The 18,845-nt window shown below is 73.2% G+C and carries 16 protein-coding genes; 4 read left to right on the top strand and 12 right to left on the bottom strand.

Annotated features, from left to right (window positions below):
• Nucleotides 1-2 precede the first annotated feature (2 nt).
• Both H8838_RS02030 and clpB read right to left on the bottom strand, forming a co-directional pair.
• Entirely contained in the window at nt 3-1,061 is a 1,059-nt protein-coding gene (locus H8838_RS02030; protein ID WP_185995321.1) for a hypothetical protein, read from the bottom strand.
• Between the two features lie 50 nt (nt 1,062-1,111).
• Complete coding sequence (gene clpB, locus H8838_RS02025; RefSeq protein ID WP_181309763.1) at nt 1,112-3,706, bottom strand: ATP-dependent chaperone ClpB; 2,595 nt, start codon at nt 3,704-3,706, stop codon at nt 1,112-1,114.
• Nucleotides 3,707-3,871: 165 nt separating this feature from the next.
• On the opposite strand from clpB, the gene H8838_RS02020 reads away from it, so the two are divergent.
• Nucleotides 3,872-4,414 (top strand): response regulator, encoded by a 543-nt coding sequence (locus H8838_RS02020; RefSeq protein ID WP_181309764.1) that lies wholly within the window; start codon nt 3,872-3,874, stop codon nt 4,412-4,414.
• A complete protein-coding gene (locus tag H8838_RS02015) occupies nt 4,411-5,217 on the top strand; it encodes a pentapeptide repeat-containing protein (RefSeq protein WP_224766328.1) in 807 nt (268 codons plus the stop codon). Before H8838_RS02020 ends, H8838_RS02015 begins: the two co-directional genes overlap by 4 nt.
• Here the strand turns inward: H8838_RS02015 and H8838_RS02010 are convergent.
• The 7 genes from H8838_RS02010 to H8838_RS01980 all read right to left on the bottom strand — a co-directional run bounded on the left by H8838_RS02010 (nt 5,208) and on the right by H8838_RS01980 (nt 12,151).
• The gene (locus tag H8838_RS02010; RefSeq protein ID WP_185995322.1) at nt 5,208-5,492 is read right to left on the bottom strand and encodes a hypothetical protein; all 285 of its coding nucleotides are present in this window, start codon (nt 5,490-5,492) and stop codon (nt 5,208-5,210) included. The two genes, H8838_RS02015 and H8838_RS02010, sit on opposite strands and share 10 nt — an antisense overlap.
• 21 nt (nt 5,493-5,513) lie before the next feature.
• Complete coding sequence (locus tag H8838_RS02005) at nt 5,514-5,921, bottom strand: SdpI family protein (RefSeq protein ID WP_181309766.1); 408 nt, start codon at nt 5,919-5,921, stop codon at nt 5,514-5,516.
• A 144-nt stretch (nt 5,922-6,065) separates the two neighbouring features.
• On the bottom strand, nt 6,066-6,500 hold the full coding sequence (locus tag H8838_RS02000) for a heat shock protein transcriptional repressor HspR (RefSeq protein WP_181309767.1): 435 nt from the start codon (nt 6,498-6,500) through the stop codon (nt 6,066-6,068).
• A 6-nt stretch (nt 6,501-6,506) separates the two neighbouring features.
• On the bottom strand, nt 6,507-7,688 hold the full coding sequence (gene dnaJ / locus H8838_RS01995; RefSeq protein WP_181310172.1) for a molecular chaperone DnaJ: 1,182 nt from the start codon (nt 7,686-7,688) through the stop codon (nt 6,507-6,509).
• 59 nt (nt 7,689-7,747) lie between these two features.
• Nucleotides 7,748-8,428: a nucleotide exchange factor GrpE gene (gene grpE, locus H8838_RS01990; protein WP_224766327.1), complete on the bottom strand. Its 681-nt coding sequence runs from the start codon at nt 8,426-8,428 to the stop codon at nt 7,748-7,750.
• Nucleotides 8,425-10,275, bottom strand: coding sequence for a molecular chaperone DnaK (dnaK, locus tag H8838_RS01985; RefSeq protein WP_185995323.1), 1,851 nt, complete (start codon nt 10,273-10,275; stop codon nt 8,425-8,427). The genes grpE and dnaK overlap by 4 nt, the downstream gene beginning before the upstream one ends.
• Nucleotides 10,276-10,429: 154 nt before the next feature.
• A complete protein-coding gene (locus H8838_RS01980; RefSeq protein WP_181309769.1) occupies nt 10,430-12,151 on the bottom strand; it encodes an ABC1 kinase family protein in 1,722 nt (573 codons plus the stop codon).
• Nucleotides 12,152-12,243: 92 nt separating this feature from the next.
• On the opposite strand from H8838_RS01980, the gene H8838_RS01975 reads away from it, so the two are divergent.
• Complete coding sequence (locus H8838_RS01975) at nt 12,244-13,035, top strand: hypothetical protein (protein ID WP_185995324.1); 792 nt, start codon at nt 12,244-12,246, stop codon at nt 13,033-13,035.
• A gap of 14 nt (nt 13,036-13,049) precedes the next feature.
• A complete protein-coding gene (locus tag H8838_RS01970; protein WP_181309771.1) occupies nt 13,050-14,255 on the top strand; it encodes an MFS transporter in 1,206 nt (401 codons plus the stop codon).
• Here the strand turns inward: H8838_RS01970 and H8838_RS01965 are convergent.
• From H8838_RS01965 to H8838_RS01955, 3 genes are all read right to left on the bottom strand, one after another.
• Nucleotides 14,236-14,835 (bottom strand): hypothetical protein, encoded by a 600-nt coding sequence (locus H8838_RS01965; RefSeq protein WP_181309772.1) that lies wholly within the window; start codon nt 14,833-14,835, stop codon nt 14,236-14,238. The genes H8838_RS01970 and H8838_RS01965 overlap by 20 nt on opposite strands.
• Nucleotides 14,836-14,908: 73 nt before the next feature.
• Nucleotides 14,909-15,814: a sucrase ferredoxin gene (locus H8838_RS01960; RefSeq protein ID WP_181309773.1), complete on the bottom strand. Its 906-nt coding sequence runs from the start codon at nt 15,812-15,814 to the stop codon at nt 14,909-14,911.
• 34 nt (nt 15,815-15,848) lie between these two features.
• Nucleotides 15,849-18,788 (bottom strand): helix-turn-helix transcriptional regulator, encoded by a 2,940-nt coding sequence (locus H8838_RS01955; protein WP_185995325.1) that lies wholly within the window; start codon nt 18,786-18,788, stop codon nt 15,849-15,851.
• Between the last annotated feature and the right edge of the window lie 57 nt (nt 18,789-18,845).

Raw genomic sequence — 18,845 nt, 5'->3', positions numbered from 1 at the left:
GCTCAGCGCTGGCGCAGCCAGGCGCGGACGTCGGGCCGCTGCAGCATCAGCACGACCGCGCCAGCGGCGAGCGTCGGCAGCAGCATCAGCGGGGTCGAGAGGGCCATCATGAACCCGACCAGCGCCGTGATCACGGCCAGCACGATCAGCAGCGTGCGCGACCAGGCGACCCGGCGCACCAGCAGGACCGCCGCGACCACTGCCGCCAGCGACCAGAGCACGGCCACCCCGCCGACGACATAGGTGCTGGAGACCAGCATCGCCTCGGTGACGCCCTGCTCCATCAGCTCCGGCTGCTGGCGCCGCGCCTCCTCCAGCACCAGGTCGGGGTCGCCGACGGTGATCAGGATGCCGAGCGCGGAGAAGAGCAGCGCGATGCCGGCGGAGACCCAGGTGACCACGGCGGCGGCGACCACGGCCCCGGGACGAGCACGCCGAGCGCCCGCGCCGCCTGCCTGGACCGGGGCGTAGGGGTGCTCGCCGTACCCCGGCACCGGACGCGCCTCGGTCTGCGGCGACTGCGGCTGCTGCGACTGCTCCGTGCCCGGGTACGCCGGGAAGGCGGCCGCCGTCGGCCCCGCGGCGTCCTCGTCGGCCGGTCGCTCCTTGCGCTCGCGGGTGGGCGGCACCCACTCCTTGCCGTTGAACCAGTCGCGGGCCGGCTGGAGCCAGAGCATCAGCGACGCGGCGGCCACGAACGAGGACATGAAGCCCCCGGTCACCACGCCGGCGAAGAAGAGCGGCACGGCCAGCACGGTGAGACCGACCCGCGCCCCGCGGTGCCGGCGCAGCACGTGCCAGCCGAGGACGGCGGCCGCGGTGGCGCAGCCAGCGGTGATCATCGAGGCCACCCGCAGCGCCTCGGTGACCGCCTCGGGGCCCCAGCCGAGCGTCTCGCCGGCGGGCTGGGAGAGGAAGGAGTCGATCGCCTCGCGGGTCTCCAGCGACCGCAGCCCGCCCATCATCTCGAAGACGCTCACCACGACCAGCAACGAGCCGATGATGATCATCCACCCGGCGAGGGTGACTTGCGGGGGACGGGCAGGAGCTGGGGCGGTCACGGGCCCATGATCCCAGACCGACCCCAACCCCGGCCCCGGCGGCGTCCGGTTCAGGCCCGCAGCACCAGTCCGTCGTCGCCGCGCTCGACCTGGACCGTTCCCCCGTCGCTCACCTGGCCGCCGATCAGCATCCGCGCCAGCGGGTCGCCGATCGCGGTCTGGATCAGCCGGCGCAGCGGCCGGGCGCCGTACGCCGGGTCGTAGCCGGTCTCGGCCAGCCAGGCGCGGGCGTCGTCGCTGACGTGCACCGTGATCCGGCGCTGGGCCAGCCGCCTCTCCAGCAGTGCGAGCTGCAGGTCGACGATCCGGGTCAGCTCCTCCTTGGTGAGGGCGTCGAAGACGACGATCTCGTCGAGGCGGTTGAGGAACTCCGGCTTGAAGCTGGAGCGCACCACCGCCATCACCGACTCCTTCTGCTTCTCCGGCTCGAGCAACGGGTCGACCAGGAACTGGGAGCCGAGGTTGGAGGTGAGGATCAGCAGGGTGTTGCGGAAGTCGACCGTGCGCCCCTGGCCGTCGGTGAGCCGGCCGTCGTCGAGCACCTGCAGCAGGATGTCGAAGACCTCCGGGTGCGCCTTCTCCACCTCGTCGAGCAGCACCACGCTGTACGGCCGGCGGCGCACCGCCTCGGTCAGCTGGCCGCCCTCGTCGTAGCCGACGTACCCGGGGGGCGCGCCGACCAGCCGGGCCACCGAGTGCTTCTCGGAGTACTCGCTCATGTCGATGCGGACGATCGCCCGCTCGTCGTCGAAGAGGAAGTCGGCCAGCGACTTGGCCAGCTCGGTCTTGCCGGTGCCGGTGGGGCCGAGGAAGAGGAAGGAGCCGGTGGGCCGGTTGGGGTCGGCGATCCCGGCGCGCGAGCGGCGTACGGCGTCGCTCACCGCCTCGACCGCGGTCCGCTGGCCGATCAGCCGACGCCCGATGACGTCCTCCATCTCCAGCAGCTTGGCGGTCTCACCCTGCAGCAGCCGGCCCGTGGGGATGCCGGTCCAGGCCTCGACCACCTCGGCGATCTGCTCCGCGCCGACCTCCTCGCCGACCAGCGGCTCCAGCGGCGACCCCTCGGCCTCGACCGACTCCGAGAGCGCGGCCTCCAGCTGCGGGATCTGCACGTAGAGGATCTCCGAGGCCTTGCGCAGGTTCTCCTCGCCGCCCTCGCGCTGCAGCTTCTCGGCCTGCACCCGGACGGCGTCCAGGCGCCGGCGCAGCTCGCCCTCGCCCTCCAGCGAGGACTTCTCCCGCTCCCAGCGGGCCTCGAGCGCGCGCAGCTCCTCCTCGACGTCGGCGAGCTCGACGCGCAGCGCCTCGAGCCGCTCGACGGAGGCCTCGTCGGTCTCCCGCGCGAGCGCGAACTCCTCCATCTTCATCCGCTCCATCCGGCGGCGGAGCTCGTCGATCTCCTCGGGCGAGGACTCGATCTCCATCCGCAGCCGGCTGGAGGCCTCGTCGATCAGGTCGATCGCCTTGTCCGGCAGCTGCCGGCCGGTGATGTAGCGGTCCGAGAGGGTGGCGGCGGCGACCAGCGCGGCGTCGGTGATCCGGACGCCGTGGTGCGCCTCGTACTTCTCCTGGATGCCGCGCAGGATCTGGATGGTGTCCTCGACGCTGGGCTCGCCGACGAAGACCTGCTGGAACCGGCGCTCCAGCGCGGGGTCCTTCTCGATCCGCTCGCGGTACTCGTCGAGGGTGGTGGCGCCGATCATGTGCAGCTCACCGCGCGCCAGCATCGGCTTGAGCATGTTGCCGGCGTCCATCGCGGAGTCGCCGCCGGCGCCCGCGCCGACGACCGTGTGCAGCTCGTCGATGAAGGTGATGATCTGGCCGCCGGCGTCCTTGATCTCCTCCAGCACCGCCTTGAGCCGCTCCTCGAACTCGCCGCGGTACTTCGCGCCGGCCACCATCGCGGCCAGGTCGAGGCTGAGCACGCGCCGACCCTTGAGCGAGTCCGGCACGTCGCCGGCGACGATCCGCTGGGCCAGGCCCTCGACCACGGCGGTCTTGCCGACGCCGGGGTCACCGATCAGCACCGGGTTGTTCTTGGTACGCCGGCTGAGCACCTGGACCACCCGGCGGATCTCGGAGTCGCGGCCGATGACCGGGTCGAGCCGGCCCTCGTCGGCGGCGGCGGTGAGGTCCACGGAGTACTTGTCCAGCGCCTCGTACGTCGACTCCGCGTCCTGGCTGGTCACCCGGCGGTTGCCGCGCACGGCGGTGATCTGCTCGCGCAGCGCGTCGGCGTTGAGCCCGGCGTCGAGCAGCACCTTCTGCGCGGACGACTCGACCGTGGCCAGGGCGATCATCAGGTGCTCGGTGGCGACGTAGTCGTCCTTGAGCGAGCCGGCCAGGTCGATCGCGGAGGCCAGCACGCGGGTCAGCGCCGGCGAGGCCGTGGGCTGCTGGACCGTCGACCCGGAGGCGCGCGGCAGGGCCGCCTCGGCCTCCTGGGCGCGGGCGAGCAGGAGCACCGGGTCGACGCCCGCCTTGGCCACCAGGGTCCGGGCGATCCCGTCCTCCTGCCGCAGCAGGGGCACGAGCAGGTGCACGGGCTCGATCTGGCTGTTGCCGCCGGTGGTGGCGGCGAGCTGCGCGGCCTCGATGGCCTCGCGGCTGCGGGTGGTGAACTTGTCGGCTCCGAACTGGCTCACTGCTGGCCTCCTGCTTCCCCTCACGACGAGTGTGGCTGACACTCATTCCAACGCACCAGAAGTTGAGTCTGTTCCACTCAACTTTCCGATTTCGCACAATTGGCGACGGGCCGAGGGGGCGCGTGTCACCATGTGTCCGCTGACCCACGACATGTGGAGGATTTGGTGAAGCTGTTTCGTGGCAACTCCGGCTCGTCGCCGGAGCCGGGGGACGCCGTCGTGCCGAGCGCCGTCGATGAGACGTCCGCGCCCGAGCCGGAGCGTGGCCCCATCCGCGTCGTGATCGTCGACGACGACGAGGAGGTCCGGTTCGTCCTGCGGATCGCGCTCGACTCGTCAGGTTTCGAGGTCACCGGCGACGCCGGCGACGCCGAGACCGCGATGGCCATGATCGCCAGCGAGAAGCCCGACATCGTGCTCCTCGACCTGCACATGCCCGAGATCGGCGGCCTGGAGATCATCCCCCTGATCGCCGAGGACTCCCCGCTCACCCGGGTGGTGGTCTGCTCCGCGATCAGCGCGACGTACATGACCGAGGCGGCCCTCAAGGGCGGCGCCTGGGGCTACATCGTCAAGGGCGTCTCGGCCAAGACCATCACCGAGCACCTGCTGCGGGTCTACGAGGCCGGAGCGGTCCGGCCGATCCGGCCCTACCCGCTGGGCCGTGACTTCGAGCACCGCGACACCGGCGTCCGCGTCGGCCGTTGATCCCGCTCGAGCTCGCCGCCGACTGTGGTCGGTGCGCGGGCTTGTGCTGCGTCCTGGCGCCCTTCCGCGCCGCTGACGGGTTCGGCGTCGACAAGCCGAGCGGTACGCCGTGCTCCCACCTCGACGACGCGAACCGGTGCTCGATCCACGACCGGCTGCGCACCTCGGGGTGGCCGGGCTGCACCGTCTTCGACTGCTTCGGGGCGGGCCAGCACGTCACGCAGTCGACGTACGCCGGCACCAGCTGGCGCGACCCCGGCGTCGACCGCAGCGAGATGGCCGCGGTGCTCTCGGTGATGCGGCAGCTGCACGAGGCGGTCCGGCACCTCGACGAGGCGCAGCGCCGCGCTCCGGATCCCGCGACCGATGCCCTGCTCGCCCGGGTGGTCGCGCTCACCGACGGCACGCCGACGGAGCTGCTCACGCTCGACCTCGGCGCGGTGATGGCCGACGTCGGGGCGGCCCTGCGGGTGGCCTCCGCCGCGGTGCGTGGGAGCCGGCCGACAGACCTGGCGCGGGCCGACCTGGCCGGTCGTGACCTGCGCGGTCGTGACCTGCGTGGCGCCGACCTGCACGGGGCACTGCTGCTCCGCGCCGACCTGCGCGACTGCGACCTTGCCGAGGCCGACCTGCTGGGAGCCGACGTCCGGGACGCGGACCTGCGCGGTGCGGACCTGAGCACTGCCCTCTTCCTCACCCAGCCGCAGGTGAACGGCGCCGTCGGGGACGGCCGCACGCTCCTGCCGGTCGGGCTGGAGCGCCCCGGGCACTGGTCGACCCAGGAGCAGTCGACTCAGGAGTAGCGGTGGCTCTTGGCCGCGTGGCCCTTCTCGCGGGTGCACGACTTGCCGCCCATGTTGCGGTGGCCGCACAGCTCCTCGGTGCCGGCGTCCGTCGCCGTCTCGGCGGGGGCGGCCGCCTTCTTGGCGGCGGGCTTGGCCCGCTTCGCCGGGGCGGCTGCGCCGTCCGGGGCCACGGCCGGTCGGGTGGCCGGCTTCGCACCGCCGGCGGCTGCGCGCTTCATCGCCTCGGCGTACCGCGCCTCGCGCATCGCCCGCAGGTTGTCCATCTTGCTCATCGGCTGATCACGGACGCGACCCTACGGGACGTCACCGACATCGGTCCTACTCGTGCGGGTCAGCGAGCGAACGGCCCTGTTGCCCGAGACGGTGGCCGTCGTCATCAAGACCAGCAGGCCGGCGTACCCCGCCAGCATGACGACGACCGGCGCCGCGCGACTGGAGCCGACCGTGTTGGCCATGACCACGGCGACCACGCTGATCACGGCGCACACGAGGGCCAGCAGGCAGGCGACCAGCGTGAACGGCAGCGCCGCACGATGAGCGGCCTCCCATGCCTGCTGTGACGACTTGGTCAGCCTGGTCCTGATGCCGATCGCGGCGTTGACCTCGATCCCACCACGACTGGCGGACCGGGTCACGAAGTAGACGGCCAGACCGGCTGCCACCAGCCCCACCGAGCCGATGACGATCGCTGTCGGATCCATCAGAGCCGCACCCCCGCGTTGTCTCCACGTGCCCCAGGACCATATCTGGCCGACAGACCTGGCACGGGTTCCTGCGGGTTTGTGCCCGATACGACGCGTGCCAACCCGCGGAATCCCCGGCTGTGCGGGGATCCGTGCGCAGCCTCAGCGGGAGCGGCGCCAGACCACCAGCGACGCGGTCGGCTCCGGCTGGCGGAGCACGGGGAGCCGGTTGACCGGCTGGGCGAACGGGGTGGCGGCCGAGCGGGCCGAGGCGCGCTGCAGCGCCTGCCGGGTCGCGGCGAGCTCGGCGCGCAGCTCCTCGTTACGGGCGCGCAGGGCGGCCACCTCGTCGTCGAGGTCGAGGATGCGGCGTACGCCCTCCAGGCCGATGCCGGCGCTGGTGAGGTCGGCGATCCGGCGCAGGAGCTCGAGGTCGCGGTGGGAGTAGCGACGACCTCCTCCCCCGGTCCGCCCCGGCGTGATCAGCCCCATCCGCTCGTAGGTGCGCAGCGTCTGGGGGTGCAGGCCGGTGAGCTCGGCGGCCACGGAGATGACGTAGACCGCGGCGTCCGGCGACGGGGCCCCGAACTGGGTCATCGGCGATCAGCTCCGCTCGAACAGGTTCGTCCGGAGCGGCCGGCCCTCCGTCGCCTTCCGGTAGGCCTCGACCGCCTCGCGGGCGGGCTGGTCCAGGGTGGCCGGCACGTGCACCTGCACGGTGGCCAGCAGGTCGCCCTTGGTGCCGTCGCGCCGAGTCACGCCCTTGCCCCGTACCCGGAAGGTGCGGCCGTTCGGAGTGCCTGCGGGGACCTTGAGCGTGACCGGCGCGCCACCGAGCGTGGGGATCTTGATCTCGGCGCCGAGTGCCGCCTCGTCGAAGGAGACCGGGACGTCGATCGTGAGGTTGTCGCCGGTGCGGCCGAAGACCCGGTCCTTGCCGACCTTGACGGTCACGTAGAGGTCGCCGGCGGGGCCGCCGTTCTCGCCCGGCGCGCCCTTGCCCTTGAGCCGGATCCGCTGACCGTCCTTGACCCCGGCCGGGATGCGGGCCTGGATGGAGCGCGCCGAGGTGCCGCGGCCGCTGCCGTGACAGGTCGGGCACGACTCGTCGTAGATCAGCTGGCGACCGTGGCAGACCGGGCACGGCTCGTTCATCGAGAACGCCCCGCCGACCGAGGCCACCACGAAGCCGGTGCCCTCGCACTCGGGGCAGACGTGCGGCTTGGTGCCCGGCTTGCCGCCGGTGCCGTGGCAGGTGGGACAGGCGCCGTCCGAGGTGAGCCGCAGCGAGATCGTCACACCGTCGATCGCGTCGGTGAAGCCGATGGTGGCCGTGGTCTCCACGTCCTGGCCCTTGCGGGCCCGGCTCTGGGTACGCGTCCGCCCACCGCCCCCGAAGAGGTCGCTGAAGACGTCGCCGAACCCGCCCCCGCTGGTCCCGCCGCCGGCCGGGCCGCTGCGGGCCCGGTCGCCGAAGAGGTCGTTGAGGTCGAAGCCGCCACCGAAGCCGCCGCTGCCTCCGGGGGCGCCGCCGCCGAAGCCCACGCCGGAGCCGTAGAGCGAGCGCATCTCGTCGTACTTCTTGCGCTTCTCCGCGTCTCCGAGCACGTCGTAGGCCTCGGCGACGGCCTTGAAGGTGTCGTGCTTCTTCTGGTCGTCGGGGTTGGAGTCCGGGTGGTTCTCCCGGGCGAGCTTGCGGTAGGCCTTCTTGATCTCTGACTGATCGGCGTCCTTCTTGACGCCGAGCACCTTGTAGAAGTCCTTGCTCGCCCAGTCGGCACGCATGCCGTCGTTGCTCACCTGCTCACCCTCCTTCCGTCGTCACATCCCCTGACCAGTGCCGCTCAGGCGTCGGGCTGGTCGCTGCCCGCGGCGTCGTCCGCGGGGGTCTCCGCGGCGGGCGCCGCTCCCCCGGCGGGCGGGTCGACCACCAGCACCTGGGCGGCGCGGACGACCCGCTCACCCATCCGGTAGCCGGCCTTGGCGAGCAGCTTGACCGTGGTCCGGTCGACCTCCGCGTCCTCGCCGAGGTGGCTCAGCGCCTCGTGCAGGTTGGGGTCGAAGGCGTCCCCGGGCTCGCCGAAGCGGACCAGGCCCGACTGCGACACCGCACGCTGCAGGTGGTCGGCGACCATCGCGAACCCGCCCTCGACCTCGCCGGCCTCACGGGCCCGGTCGATGCCGTCGAGCACGTCGATGATCGGCACCAGCGCCTTGTACGCCGCGTTCTCGGCGATCAGCTGACGGTCCCGCTCGACCCGGCGCTTGTAGTTGAGGAACTCGGCCTGCAGCCGCTGCAGGTCGGCGGTCAGCGCCGCCGCCTCCTCGGCCGCCTTGGACCCGTCGTCCACGGTGTCGTCCGAGTCGACAGCGTCGACGGCGTCGAAGGGGGACTCCTCCGCGCCCTCGGGACCGGCCCCGGCCGGGGCCCCCTCCTCGGAGGGGACCCCGGCGCCGGACCCGTCGACCTGCCCCGCGGCTTCCTGGCGCTCGTCGCGCTTCTGCTCGTCGGAGGGCTGGGTCACTTGTTCTCCCCCTCGCCGGGCTCGTCGACGATCTCGGCGTCGACGACGTCCTCGTCGGCCTCGCCCGTGGAGCCGTCGCTGCCACCCGCGGCGGCCTGGTCGGCCTCGGCGGCGGCGTACATCGCGGCGCCCATCTTCTGGCTGGACTCACCCAGCTTGTTGATGCCCGCCTGGATTGTCTCGGCGTCCGACTCCTCGTTCTCCAGCGTCGCCTTCAGCGAGTCGACGTCGGCCTGCACCTCGGTCTTCACGTCCTCGGGCAGCTTGTCGGTGTTGTCGGCGAGGAACTTCTCGGTGGTGTAGACGAGGCTGTCGGCCTGGTTGCGGGCGTCCACGGTGGCGCGACGCTTGGCGTCCTCCTCCGCGTACTGCTCGGCCTCCTTGACCATCCGGTCGATCTCGTCCTTGCCCAGCGCCGAGCCACCGGAGATGGTCATCGACTGCTCGCGGCCGGACGCGTGGTCCTTCGCCGAGACGTGCACGATGCCGTTGGCGTCGATGTCGAAGGTGACCTCGATCTTCGGCACGCCACGGGGAGCCGGCGGCAGACCGGTGAGCTCGAAGTTGCCGAGCGGCTGGTTCTGCGCCCACATCTGACGCTCGCCCTGGGCGACCTTGATCTCCACCGACGGCTGGTTGTCGTCGGCGGTGGTGAAGATCTCCGAGCGCTTGGTCGGGATGGTGGTGTTGCGCTCGATCAGCGTGGTCATCACGCCGCCCTTGGTCTCGATGCCGAGGCTGAGCGGGGTGACGTCGAGGAGCAGCACGTCCTTGACCTCGCCCTTGAGCACGCCCGCCTGGAGCGCGGCGCCCAGCGCCACGACCTCGTCGGGGTTGACGCCCTTGTTGGGCTCCTTGCCGCCGAGCAGGTCCTTGACCAGGTCGGCGACGGCCGGCATCCGGGTGGAGCCACCGACGAGGACCACGTGGTCGATGTCCTTGACCGCGACGCCGCCGTCCTTGAGCACCGACTCGAAGGGCTTCCGGGTCCGGTCGAGCAGGTCGGAGGTCATCTTCTGGAACTCCGAGCGGGTCAGCTTCTCCTCGAAGTGGAGGGGGCCGGACTCGCCGTGGGTGATGTAGGGCAGGTGGATCGTGGTCTCGCTGGAGCTGGAGAGCTCGATCTTCGCCTTCTCCGCAGCCTCCTGGAGGCGCTGCTTGGCGATCTTGTCGGCGCCCAGGTCGACACCGTTGTTGTTCTTGAACCGCTCGACCATCCACTCGACGACGCGGTTGTCCCAGTCGTCGCCACCGAGGTGGTTGTCACCGGAGGTCGCCTTGACCTCGACGACGCCCTCGCCGATCTCCAGCAGGGAGACGTCGAACGTTCCGCCACCGAGGTCGAAGACCAGGATGGTCTGGTCGTCGCCCTTGTCCAGGCCGTAGGCCAGGGCGGCCGCGGTCGGCTCGTTGACGATCCGGGAGACGTTGAGGCCGGCGATCTCGCCCGCCTCCTTGGTCGCCTGGCGCTGGGCGTCGGAGAAGTACGCCGGGACGGTGATCACCGCGTCGGTGACCGGCTCGCCCAGGTAGGCCTCGGCGTCGCGCTTGAGCTTCTGCAGCACGAAGGCGCTGATCTGCTGAGGGGTGAACTTCTTGTCGTCGATCTGGGTGGTCCAGTCGGTGCCCATGTGGCGCTTGACGGACCGGATCGTCCGGTCGACGTTGGTGACGGCCTGGCGCTTGGCGACCTCGCCGACCAGCACCTCACCGGACTTGGCGAAGGCGACCACCGACGGGGTGGTCCGACCGCCCTCGGCGTTGGCGATGACGGTGGGCTCGCCACCCTCCAGGACGGCGACGACGCTGTTCGTCGTACCGAGGTCGATGCCGACAGCACGTGCCATGTTGAGTTACCTCCGTTGTCGCGTACTTCCCGGGTCCCAGGAAGTGGGTGGTGACGTTGTGTGGAGCCAGCGTGCGCCGGCGACGGCGATTCTGGCAAACAAGTTGAGTCGACTCAACTCAACTTCGTTCACCTGCTTCAACGCAGGAGGGACGTCACGTGTTCCCGACCCGCGAGCGCGACCGGGTCGCCACCTTGCGGTCGGTGCTGACGATCCACAGGGTCAGCGCGACCCCGGCCAGCACGGCCAGGGTGAAGAAGGTCAGCGCCACGGCGGGTACGCCGAAGAGCCGCGGCCCCTCGTCGACCCGCATCATCAGCGCCGCGCCGACCAGCATGGCCGCGATCACCAGCCCGAGGGTGAGCCGGTTGGCGACGCGCTGCAGCACGGTGTGCAGCTGCTCCTCGTCGATCGCGTCGACCCGGATCACGAACTCCCCGTCGGCCAGGTTGTCCAGGATCCGGTTGGCCCGCTTGGGCAGCAGCTTGGCGAACTCCTTGGCCTCGATCGCCGAGGCCATGATCCCGCCGGCGCTGACCTTCATCCCGCTGGCCAGGATGCTGCTGACGTTGTCGCGCAGCGCCTCGGCCGGGGAGAAGTCGGGGTCGAGCCGCAGCGTGGCGGTGTCGAGGTTGAGCAGCGCCTTGCCGATCATCGACATCTCGGCGGGCGGGCGCAGCCCGTGCATCCCGGAGACCCGGCTCAGCTCGACCAGCACGGAGCCGGCCTGCAGCTCGGGCCCGGCGTTCACCGCCTCGGAGACCAGGTGGGAGACGTCGTGGCGGAAGGCGCCCGCGTCGTAGTCGGCGAGCGGGTGGCCCAGCTCGGCGAGCACGGTCGCGGCCTCCTCGCCGTCGCCGTCGGTGATCGCCAGGAGCAGGCGCACGACCTTCTCCTGCAGGCGCGGGGAGACGGTGCTGACCATGCCGAGGTCCAGCAGCGCCAGCCGGCCGTCGTCGGTGAGCAGCAGGTTGCCCGGGTGCGGGTCCGCGTGCAGCACCCCCTCGCCCAGCATCAGCGAGAGGTAGCAGGCGAAGAGCTGCTCCACGATCGGGCGCGCGTCCAGCTCGACCCAGGCGAGCTTGCCGAGATCGGTGACCTTGCGGCCGTCGATCCGGTCCATGGTCAGCACCCGGCCCGAGCAGTGGGTCGGCACGGGCTGCGGCACCACCAGCAGGTCGTAGCCGGCGGTCAGCTCCCCGAAGCGGACCAGGTTGCGCGCCTCGCGGCGGTAGTCGAGCTCCCCCGCCAGGGTCTTGCGGAACTCGGTCACCAGGCCCTCGAAGCCGTAGCGGCGTCCCAGGTCGGTGCGCTTGTCGGCGAGGTGGGCGAGCCTGGTGAGGGTCTGCATGTCCCCGCGGACCACCTCGCGGGCCTCGGGCCGCTGCACCTTGACCACCACCCGACGGCCGTTGCGCAGGGTCGCGGCGTGCACCTGCCCCAACGACGCGGCAGCCAGCGGCTCTTCCTCGAAGCTGCCGTAGAGGTCCTCGATCCGCCCGCCGAGCTGGTGCTCGACGATCTCGCGCACCCGGTCGAAGCCGAACGGCTCCACGTCGTCCTGGAGCCTGGCCAGCGCCTGGGTGTACGCCGCCGGCAGCAGGTCGGAGCGGGTGGAGAGCAGCTGACCGAGCTTGACGTACGTCGGCCCCATCGCCTCCAGGTCGCGGACGAACGCCTCGGCCCGCCGGCCGACCTCGTCCGGCACCGGGTCGCCGGCGCCCGGCGCCGCCTCGTCGTCGTCGACCGCGAACTCGTCCAGGCCCAGCCCCTGGACCAGGTCGGAGCGGCCGTGCCGGTAGGCCAGCCGCGCCAGGCGGGCGTAGCGCCGCGTCGCGGAGTCGGGCTTGTCACCGGTCGTCGTCCCCAGGGTCATGGGCGTCGAGGATGCCAGGTCGCGGCCGCCCTGGCACGGTGGCGTGAGGGAATCCACTCCCTGGACCGGACCCCGGCGGTAGCGTGCCGCGCATGAGCACCGACGGGCCGGCGCGCCGCGGCCTGGTGCTGGTCGCCCTGGTCGCGCTGGCCGCGCTGGTCCTGGGGGTCGGGGTGCTGGTGGTGCGCACGGCGTACGACGCGCGGGAGCGGTCGGTGCCGGCCGCCGAGCCGACGCCTCAGGTGCCGCCCGACCTGCGCCTGGTGGCCCGGTTCGAGCTGGACGAGGCGCCGGGGGCGACCGTGCTGGTCGACCGCGTCGGCGGTCTGAGGGGACGGATCGGCGCCGACGTGGTCACCGACGGGCGCCGGCACACCCACCCCTGGGTCGAGCCGCACTCCGGGGTCTTCCCCGAGCACACCAGCGTGGTGCCCGCCGGGCGCCGACTGCACCGGCTGCTCAACCCCGGCCGCGGGAGCTTCTCGGTCACCATCCGCTACCGGACCCGGCACCGGTTCGGGAACATCGCGCAGAAGGGACAGGGCGAGGCCCGGGGCGGCTACTGGAAGCTGGAGAACCCCGAGCGGGCGCCGCGCTGCATGTTCCGCGGCGCGGACGGGCGGACCCGCACCGGCTACCTCGAGGGCTTCGAGGCGGGTGCCCGGCTCTCCCCCGGCTGGCACACCCTGACCTGCGTCCGCACCCCGGAGTGGGTGCAGATGTGGGTGGACGGGCAGCCGCAGCCGCGGGCGTACGGTCCGACGGGCGTGATCCGCAACCGGGAGCCGCTCTCCTTCGCCGGCAAGAGCTCCTGCGACGCGGTCCGGGTCACCTGCGACTACTTCTCGGGGCGCATCGCCTGGATCGAGTTCCGCCGGGACTGAGGCAGACTTCGCGGGTGCCCTCCGACCAGCCGCCGTTCCGCCTGCGGGACGTGGCGCTCACGGCCTACGGCCCGACGATCGTCAACTCGATCGGCCACGGCGCCGTCCTGCCGGTGCTGGCGCTGCAGGCCCGCGACCTCGGTGCGGACGTCTCCACCGCCGCCCTGGTGGTCGCCCTGGTCGGGCTGGGCAGCCTGGCCACCGCCCTGCCGGTCGGTGCGCTGATCGCCCGGATCGGGGAGCGCCGGGCGCTGGTGCTGTCGGGGTTGCTGGACGCCGCGGCGATGGTCGCGGCGGCGCTGGCCACCTCCTGGCCTGCGCTGGCCGTCGCGGTCACGGTCAGCGGGATGGCCTGGACCACCTTCCTCGTGGCCCGGCAGGGCTACCTGATCGACGTGGTGCCGCAGCCCTACCGGGCCCGGGCGATGTCGGGGCTCGGCGGCAGCCACCGGATCGGGTTGCTCGTCGGGCCGCTGCTCGGCGCCGGGCTGATCCACCTGACCGACCTGCGCGCCGTCTTCGTGCTCGCCGCCGTCGCCTCGCTGGCCAGCGCGGCGCTGGCCCGGTTGATGCCCGACCTGGGCGGCGAGGAGCGGGCCCGCGCCAAGGAGACCGGTCACCTCTCGGTGCTCGGCGTCGTACGCCGGCACCGGCGGGTGCTGGCCACCGTGGGCGTGGCGGTCGTGGTGATCAGCGCCAGCCGCGCGCTGCGCACCGCGCTGCTGCCGCTGTGGGCCGAGCACGTCGGGATGAGCGCCAGCACCACCTCGTTGGTCTTCGCCGTCGCCGCCGCGGTCGACGTCGCCTTCTTCCTGCCCGGCGGCTGGCTGATGGACACCCGGGGGCGCACGGCGGTCGCGGTGCCGGTGGTGGGGGCGGTCGCGGTGGCCTGCTTCCTGCTCCCCCTGGCGACCGAGACCTGGTCGGTCACCGCGGTGATGGTGCTGATCGCGATCGGCAACGGGCTCGGCTCCGGGATCGTGATGACCCTCGGCGCGGACACGGCACCGACCGCCGGGCGTTCGCAGTTCCTCGGCGCCTGGCGGCTCTGCGGCGACCTGGGTGTCAGCGGCGGCCCGCTGCTGGTCGGCGCGGCCGCAGCCCTGCTCCCGCTGGCCGGGGTCAGCCTGGCGCTCGGCGCGCTGATGGCCGCCGGCACGGTGTGGGTCGGCTACTGGACCTCCCGGGTCGACGCCCGGCTCAGCCGACCTGGACGATGACCTCGTTGGACTCCAGGCCGGTCTCGGAGTCGACCACCCGGAACTTGTTCTCCCCGGTCTGGCCGGTCATCACGTAGGTGCCGAAGCTCTCCCCGTCGAGGGAGACCGTGACGGGGAAGTTGTTCCAGGCGCCGTTCTCGAACCGCTGCACCTGGAGGATCGCGCCCGAGCCCTGGGTGTAGGTGCCGCTCAGGTCGATCTGCTGCATCGCCCCCACCGCACTCTGGCCAGCGGTCAGGTTGATCGCCTTCTCCGCGGGTTCCTCGGTCGGGGTCTCGGAGGGCTCCGCGTCGTCCGGGCTCGGCACGGCCGTCCCTCCGGTCGGCGTGGGGCCGTTGGGGTCCAGGGTGATCAGCGGGCCGCTGGGCTCGACCGTCTCGGAGAACTCCGGCAGCACCAGCGTCTCGCCCGACGTCGCCCGGCTGTCGGCCTGGGCGTCGCCGCCCCCGCCGATGCCCAGCACCTTGGTGCCGATCAGGACGGTGGCACCGGCCAGGAGGCCCACCACCAGGGCCACACCGGCCAGGGCGAGCAGTCCGGCGAGCACGGGACGCTCCTCGTGCGGGGGGCGGTCGCTCACGGCGCTGCTCCTGGGTCGGTGGGTCGGGCCTGGATCTGGATCTGCGTCATTCTTCCACCTCGCGGGGCGCCGGTCACATGCTTGCCGGACCGGTGTCCGTCCCGGGACCCGCGGCGACCACCTCGTGGACCTCGCCGGGCTTGGCCGTCTCGTCGCCGCAGCTGGCCCGGCGGGGCGGCCCCTGCCGGCTGAGCACCCCCACCTGCCAGGGGGAACCGTCGGCCAGCAGCCGCACCACCCCGTCCCGCTCGCCGACGACGACCACGTCGCCGAGCTCGTCGTACCCGGTCTGCTCGACCACGTGCAGCTGCGCGACCTGCGCCGCCGCGGAGACCCCGGCCCGGCCCCGGGAGAAGCCGACCGGGTGCCGCCCGGCCTGCAGCTCCTCGACCGCGAGCACCGCCGACTCCGGGTCCAGCCTGCCCAGGGTCACTGCGCTGGGCAGGGCCAGCAGGGTGGCCGAGAACCGGTGGCCGCCCAGGTGGGTGGTCTCCCAGGTCGCCTCCGGCCAGCGGGCCGACAGGGCCGCGGTGACCGGCCGGCCGAGCTCGGCGCAGCACAGGTCCCGGCGGCCGTTGGTGCAGACCAGCAGCAGCTCCCCGGCGTACGGCGTCAGGCCGGGGCTCCGGCCGGCCGCCAGGGCCGCGAGGTCGAGGTCGAGCAGGCCGGTCGCCTCGTCGAGCACGGTGGTCTCGATCTCGACGCGGTCGGGGCCGACGAGCGCGGTGAAGACCCGGATCCCCGGACCCGAGGTGCCTCCGTGCCGACGGATCAGCTGGACCCGGACGCCGTGGAGGCCGGCCAGCGCGGTCCGGACCTCCTCGGGCAGCCGGCTCTCCGCCACCGCCTTGCGGCCCCAGGCGCCGGCGTACTCGACCAGGAGGTACGCCGACTCGGTCGGCGCGGTGCCGGCGAGCGGCTCACCGACGAGCCGGCTGCTCGCGGTGCAGCGCAGGGTCTGGTCTGGGGAGGACGGCACGTCGCCGATTGTGCCCGACGGGACCACGCGAGGTTCAGGGGAGCATGCCGCGACGCCGGGCCACCGCGACCGCCTCGGTGCGCGAGGCGGCATCGAGCTTGGCGAGCATGTTGGAGACGTGCACGCTCACCGTCTTGGTCGCGATGAAGAGCTGCTTGCCGATCTCGCCGTTGCTGCGCCCCTCGGCGACGAGCCCGAGGATCTGGAGCTCGCGCGGGGTGAGCGCCTCGGCCCGGGCGGTCGGCGCCGCGGGCCGGCCGACCAGGGCGTCGAGCTCGACCAGCAGCCGGGGCGCGCCGAGCGCGCCGGCGGCGTCCCGCACCTGCTCGGCCACCGGGCGGGCAGCCTCCAGGTCGCCGTCCTGGACGAGCAGCTCGACCAGCCGCAGCCGGGTCCGGGCCAGCTCGTGCACGTGACCGAACTCGACGAACTCGCGCTCCGCGTCCCGCCACGCCTCCACCAGTGCGGAGCAGGTGGGCGGGTCGACCTGGGCGAGCCAGCGCCAGCGCAGGTGCTCGGCCTCCAGGCGCACCCGCCAGGCCCGGGTCTCGGGGCCGTAGGCCAGCTCCTCGTCGTGCAGGTAGTCCACCACCCGGTGGCCGTCGTCGAGGAGCCGGTCGACCACCGGGCGCAGCGCGTCCCGCTCCGCGGCCGACTGGCGGACCGCGGCGGTGCCGAGCACCCCGAGCGTCTGCGCAGCCAGGCGCAGCCGTGCCTGGAAGAGCTCGCGCCACATCCGGGAGAGCACCGCCACCACCCGGTCGTAGGTGGCCAGCGCGCCGTCCGCGTTGCCGGCCTGCTCGGCCAGCTCGAGCTCTGCCCCGGCCGCGTGCAGCGCGACCATCCCCTCCTCGCCCCAGTGCTCGCGGAGCCCGGCCAGCAGGTCGGCGGTGCCCGCGGTGCCGCGCGCCGCCCCGATCACGGCGCCGAACGCCCGCAGCACCGCCTCGATGATCGGCGAGGGCGCCTGGTCGGCCTGGGCGGTCGCCGGCGCCGTCTCGTCCCACCGACCGAGGACGTGCCGTGCAGCGGTGGCCATCACCAGCGCGTCGAACGAGTGCGGCGCCCACCGCAGCCCGGCCTGGACGCCGCGGGCCAGCCCGGTCTCGAAGAGCGCGATCGCCTCCTCGAGCTCGCCGCGGTCCTGGTGGAAGCGGCCGAGCGTGTAGAGCCCGCGCATCTCCGCCTTGACCGCGCCGCTCGCGCGCGCCTGGCCGATCACGGTCGCCAGGGCCTCGACGACGTCGTCGCCGAGGTGGTGCTGCTGGAGTCCGGCGAGGGTGGTGAGGATGTCGGCGCTCAGCCGGGGCATGTCCAGCCCCTGGCTCATCGCCAGCGCGGTGGTGGCGACCTCCCGCGCCTCCTCCTCGTGGCGGTGCCCCGCCAGGATCCGCGCCTGGATCGCCAGCACCCGCACCTGCTGCGCCTCGGTGCCCCCGGCGACCAGCTCGGCCGCCTCCCGGGCCAGCGCCAGCTCGTCCTCCAGCTCCTGGTCGCCCTGGTAGAGGCTGAGCGCCAGCTGGGCCAGCACCCGGGCCCGGTCGACGGCACCGGTGTCCTCGGGCAGGCCGGCGAGCGCGTCGCGCAGCAGCGCGATCCCTCGGAGGGCGTGGCCGGCCGCGCTGAGCGCGTCGGCCGCCCGCAGCACCAGGTCGACGTGGCCCACCCCCGTCTCCTCGGCCAGCGCGACCACGAGCGCGGAGTCGCTGGCCAGCTCGAGGGCCTCGAGGTAGTGCCCGGCCGCCTCGTCGGGGCCGCCCACCTGCATCGCCGCCGTGCCCGCCTCCACGCTGGCCCGCAGCGCGGTGCGCAGGTCCTGGCCGAGCCGGGCGTGCCGGGCCAGCTCCGCCGAGGTGCCGACCACCTTCCCCGAGGCCAGCACCCGCGCGTACGCCGCGTGCCGGCGTACCCGCTCGCCGGGCAGCAGGTCGTCGTAGACGGCCTCGGCCAGCAGCGCGTGCCGGAAGGAGTAGGTGTCGCCGCGACCCGCCTCGAGCACGTGCCGCTCCACGGCGGCGCGCAGCGCCTCCTCCAGGGCGCGCGGGTCGAGCCCGGAGACCGCGGCGAGCAGGTCGTGGCCGACCCGGCGCCCGGCCACCGCGGCGGTGCGCACCACCTCCTGGGTGTCGGGCTCCAGCCGGTCGAGGCGGACCAGCAGCAGGTCGGCGAGGTCGGCCGGCACCCCGCCGGTCGCCCAGGCGGCGCCCACCAGCTCCTCGACGAAGAACGCGTTGCCCTCGGCGCGGGCCACGATGTCGTCCACGTCGGCCTCGCGGAGCGGGTCGGGGTGCAGCGCCTGCACCAGCCGGCGCACGGCCGCGGCGTCCAGCGGCTCCAGCAGCATCCGGTCGACCCGGAGCCGGGACCACTCAGCCACCTGGCGGCGCAGCGGGTGCCGCCGGTGCAGGTCGTCGACCCGGTAGGAGACGACGATCGCGACGCGGCGCGCGAACGACCGGGCGAAGAGGAAGCTGAGCAGGTCGCGGGTGGACTGGTCGGCCCAGTGGGCGTCCTCCACCACGACCAGCAGGGGCTGCTCGTCCGCGGCCCGGTCGAGCAGCAGGTGCATCGCCTCGTAGAGGTCGCCGCGCTCCATCGCGCCCTCGGCTCCGGTGCCGCCGCCGGAGCGGACCCGCCGGCCCGGCTGGAGCCGGCGCAGCACCGGCCGCTCGCCGGTGGTCTCCTCGACCACCTCGGGCAGGTCGACCGACAGCCGGCCGAGCACCTCGGAGAAGGGCAGGTAGGGGAGCGTGGAGTCGGAGAGGTCGAGACAGTGCCCCGCCACCACCCGCCACCCCGCGGTCACCGCCCGGTCGCGCAGCTCGGTCAGCAGCCGGGTCTTGCCCACCCCGGCGTCCCCGCCGAGGAGGACCGCTGCGGCGGGGGCGGGATCGTCGGCCACGATGCCGAGCCGGGAGCACAGCTCCTCCAGCTCGGCCTCGCGTCCGACGAGTTCCAGGCTGCGGGCGGGCACGTCGTCCATTGTGGCCTGTGCCACCGACAGCCGTGGAACCCTCTCCGCGGTCCGGCC

Origin of the sequence: Nocardioides campestrisoli, from assembly GCF_013624435.2 — a bacterium.
GTDB lineage: Bacteria > Actinomycetota > Actinomycetes > Propionibacteriales > Nocardioidaceae > Nocardioides > Nocardioides campestrisoli.
The sequence above is the reverse complement of the archived record's forward strand: the minus strand, read 5'-3'. Positions and strand labels throughout refer to the sequence as shown.

What these genes read in the sequence shown, in the direction of transcription:
- H8838_RS02010 (WP_185995322.1), bottom strand. Translation starts at nt 5,492, where the DNA reads ATGAGCAAGATGGACAACCTGCGGGCGATGCGCGAGGCGCGGTACGCC.
- H8838_RS02005 (WP_181309766.1), bottom strand. Translation starts at nt 5,921, where the DNA reads ATGGATCCGACAGCGATCGTCATCGGCTCGGTGGGGCTGGTGGCAGCC.
- H8838_RS02000 (WP_181309767.1), bottom strand. Translation starts at nt 6,500, where the DNA reads ATGACCCAGTTCGGGGCCCCGTCGCCGGACGCCGCGGTCTACGTCATC.
- dnaJ (WP_181310172.1), bottom strand. Translation starts at nt 7,688, where the DNA reads ATGCGTGCCGACTGGGCGAGCAAGGACTTCTACAAGGTGCTCGGCGTC.
- dnaK (WP_185995323.1), bottom strand. Translation starts at nt 10,275, where the DNA reads ATGGCACGTGCTGTCGGCATCGACCTCGGTACGACGAACAGCGTCGTC.
- H8838_RS01980 (WP_181309769.1), bottom strand. Translation starts at nt 12,151, where the DNA reads ATGACCCTGGGGACGACGACCGGTGACAAGCCCGACTCCGCGACGCGG.
- H8838_RS01975 (WP_185995324.1), top strand. Translation starts at nt 12,244, where the DNA reads ATGAGCACCGACGGGCCGGCGCGCCGCGGCCTGGTGCTGGTCGCCCTG.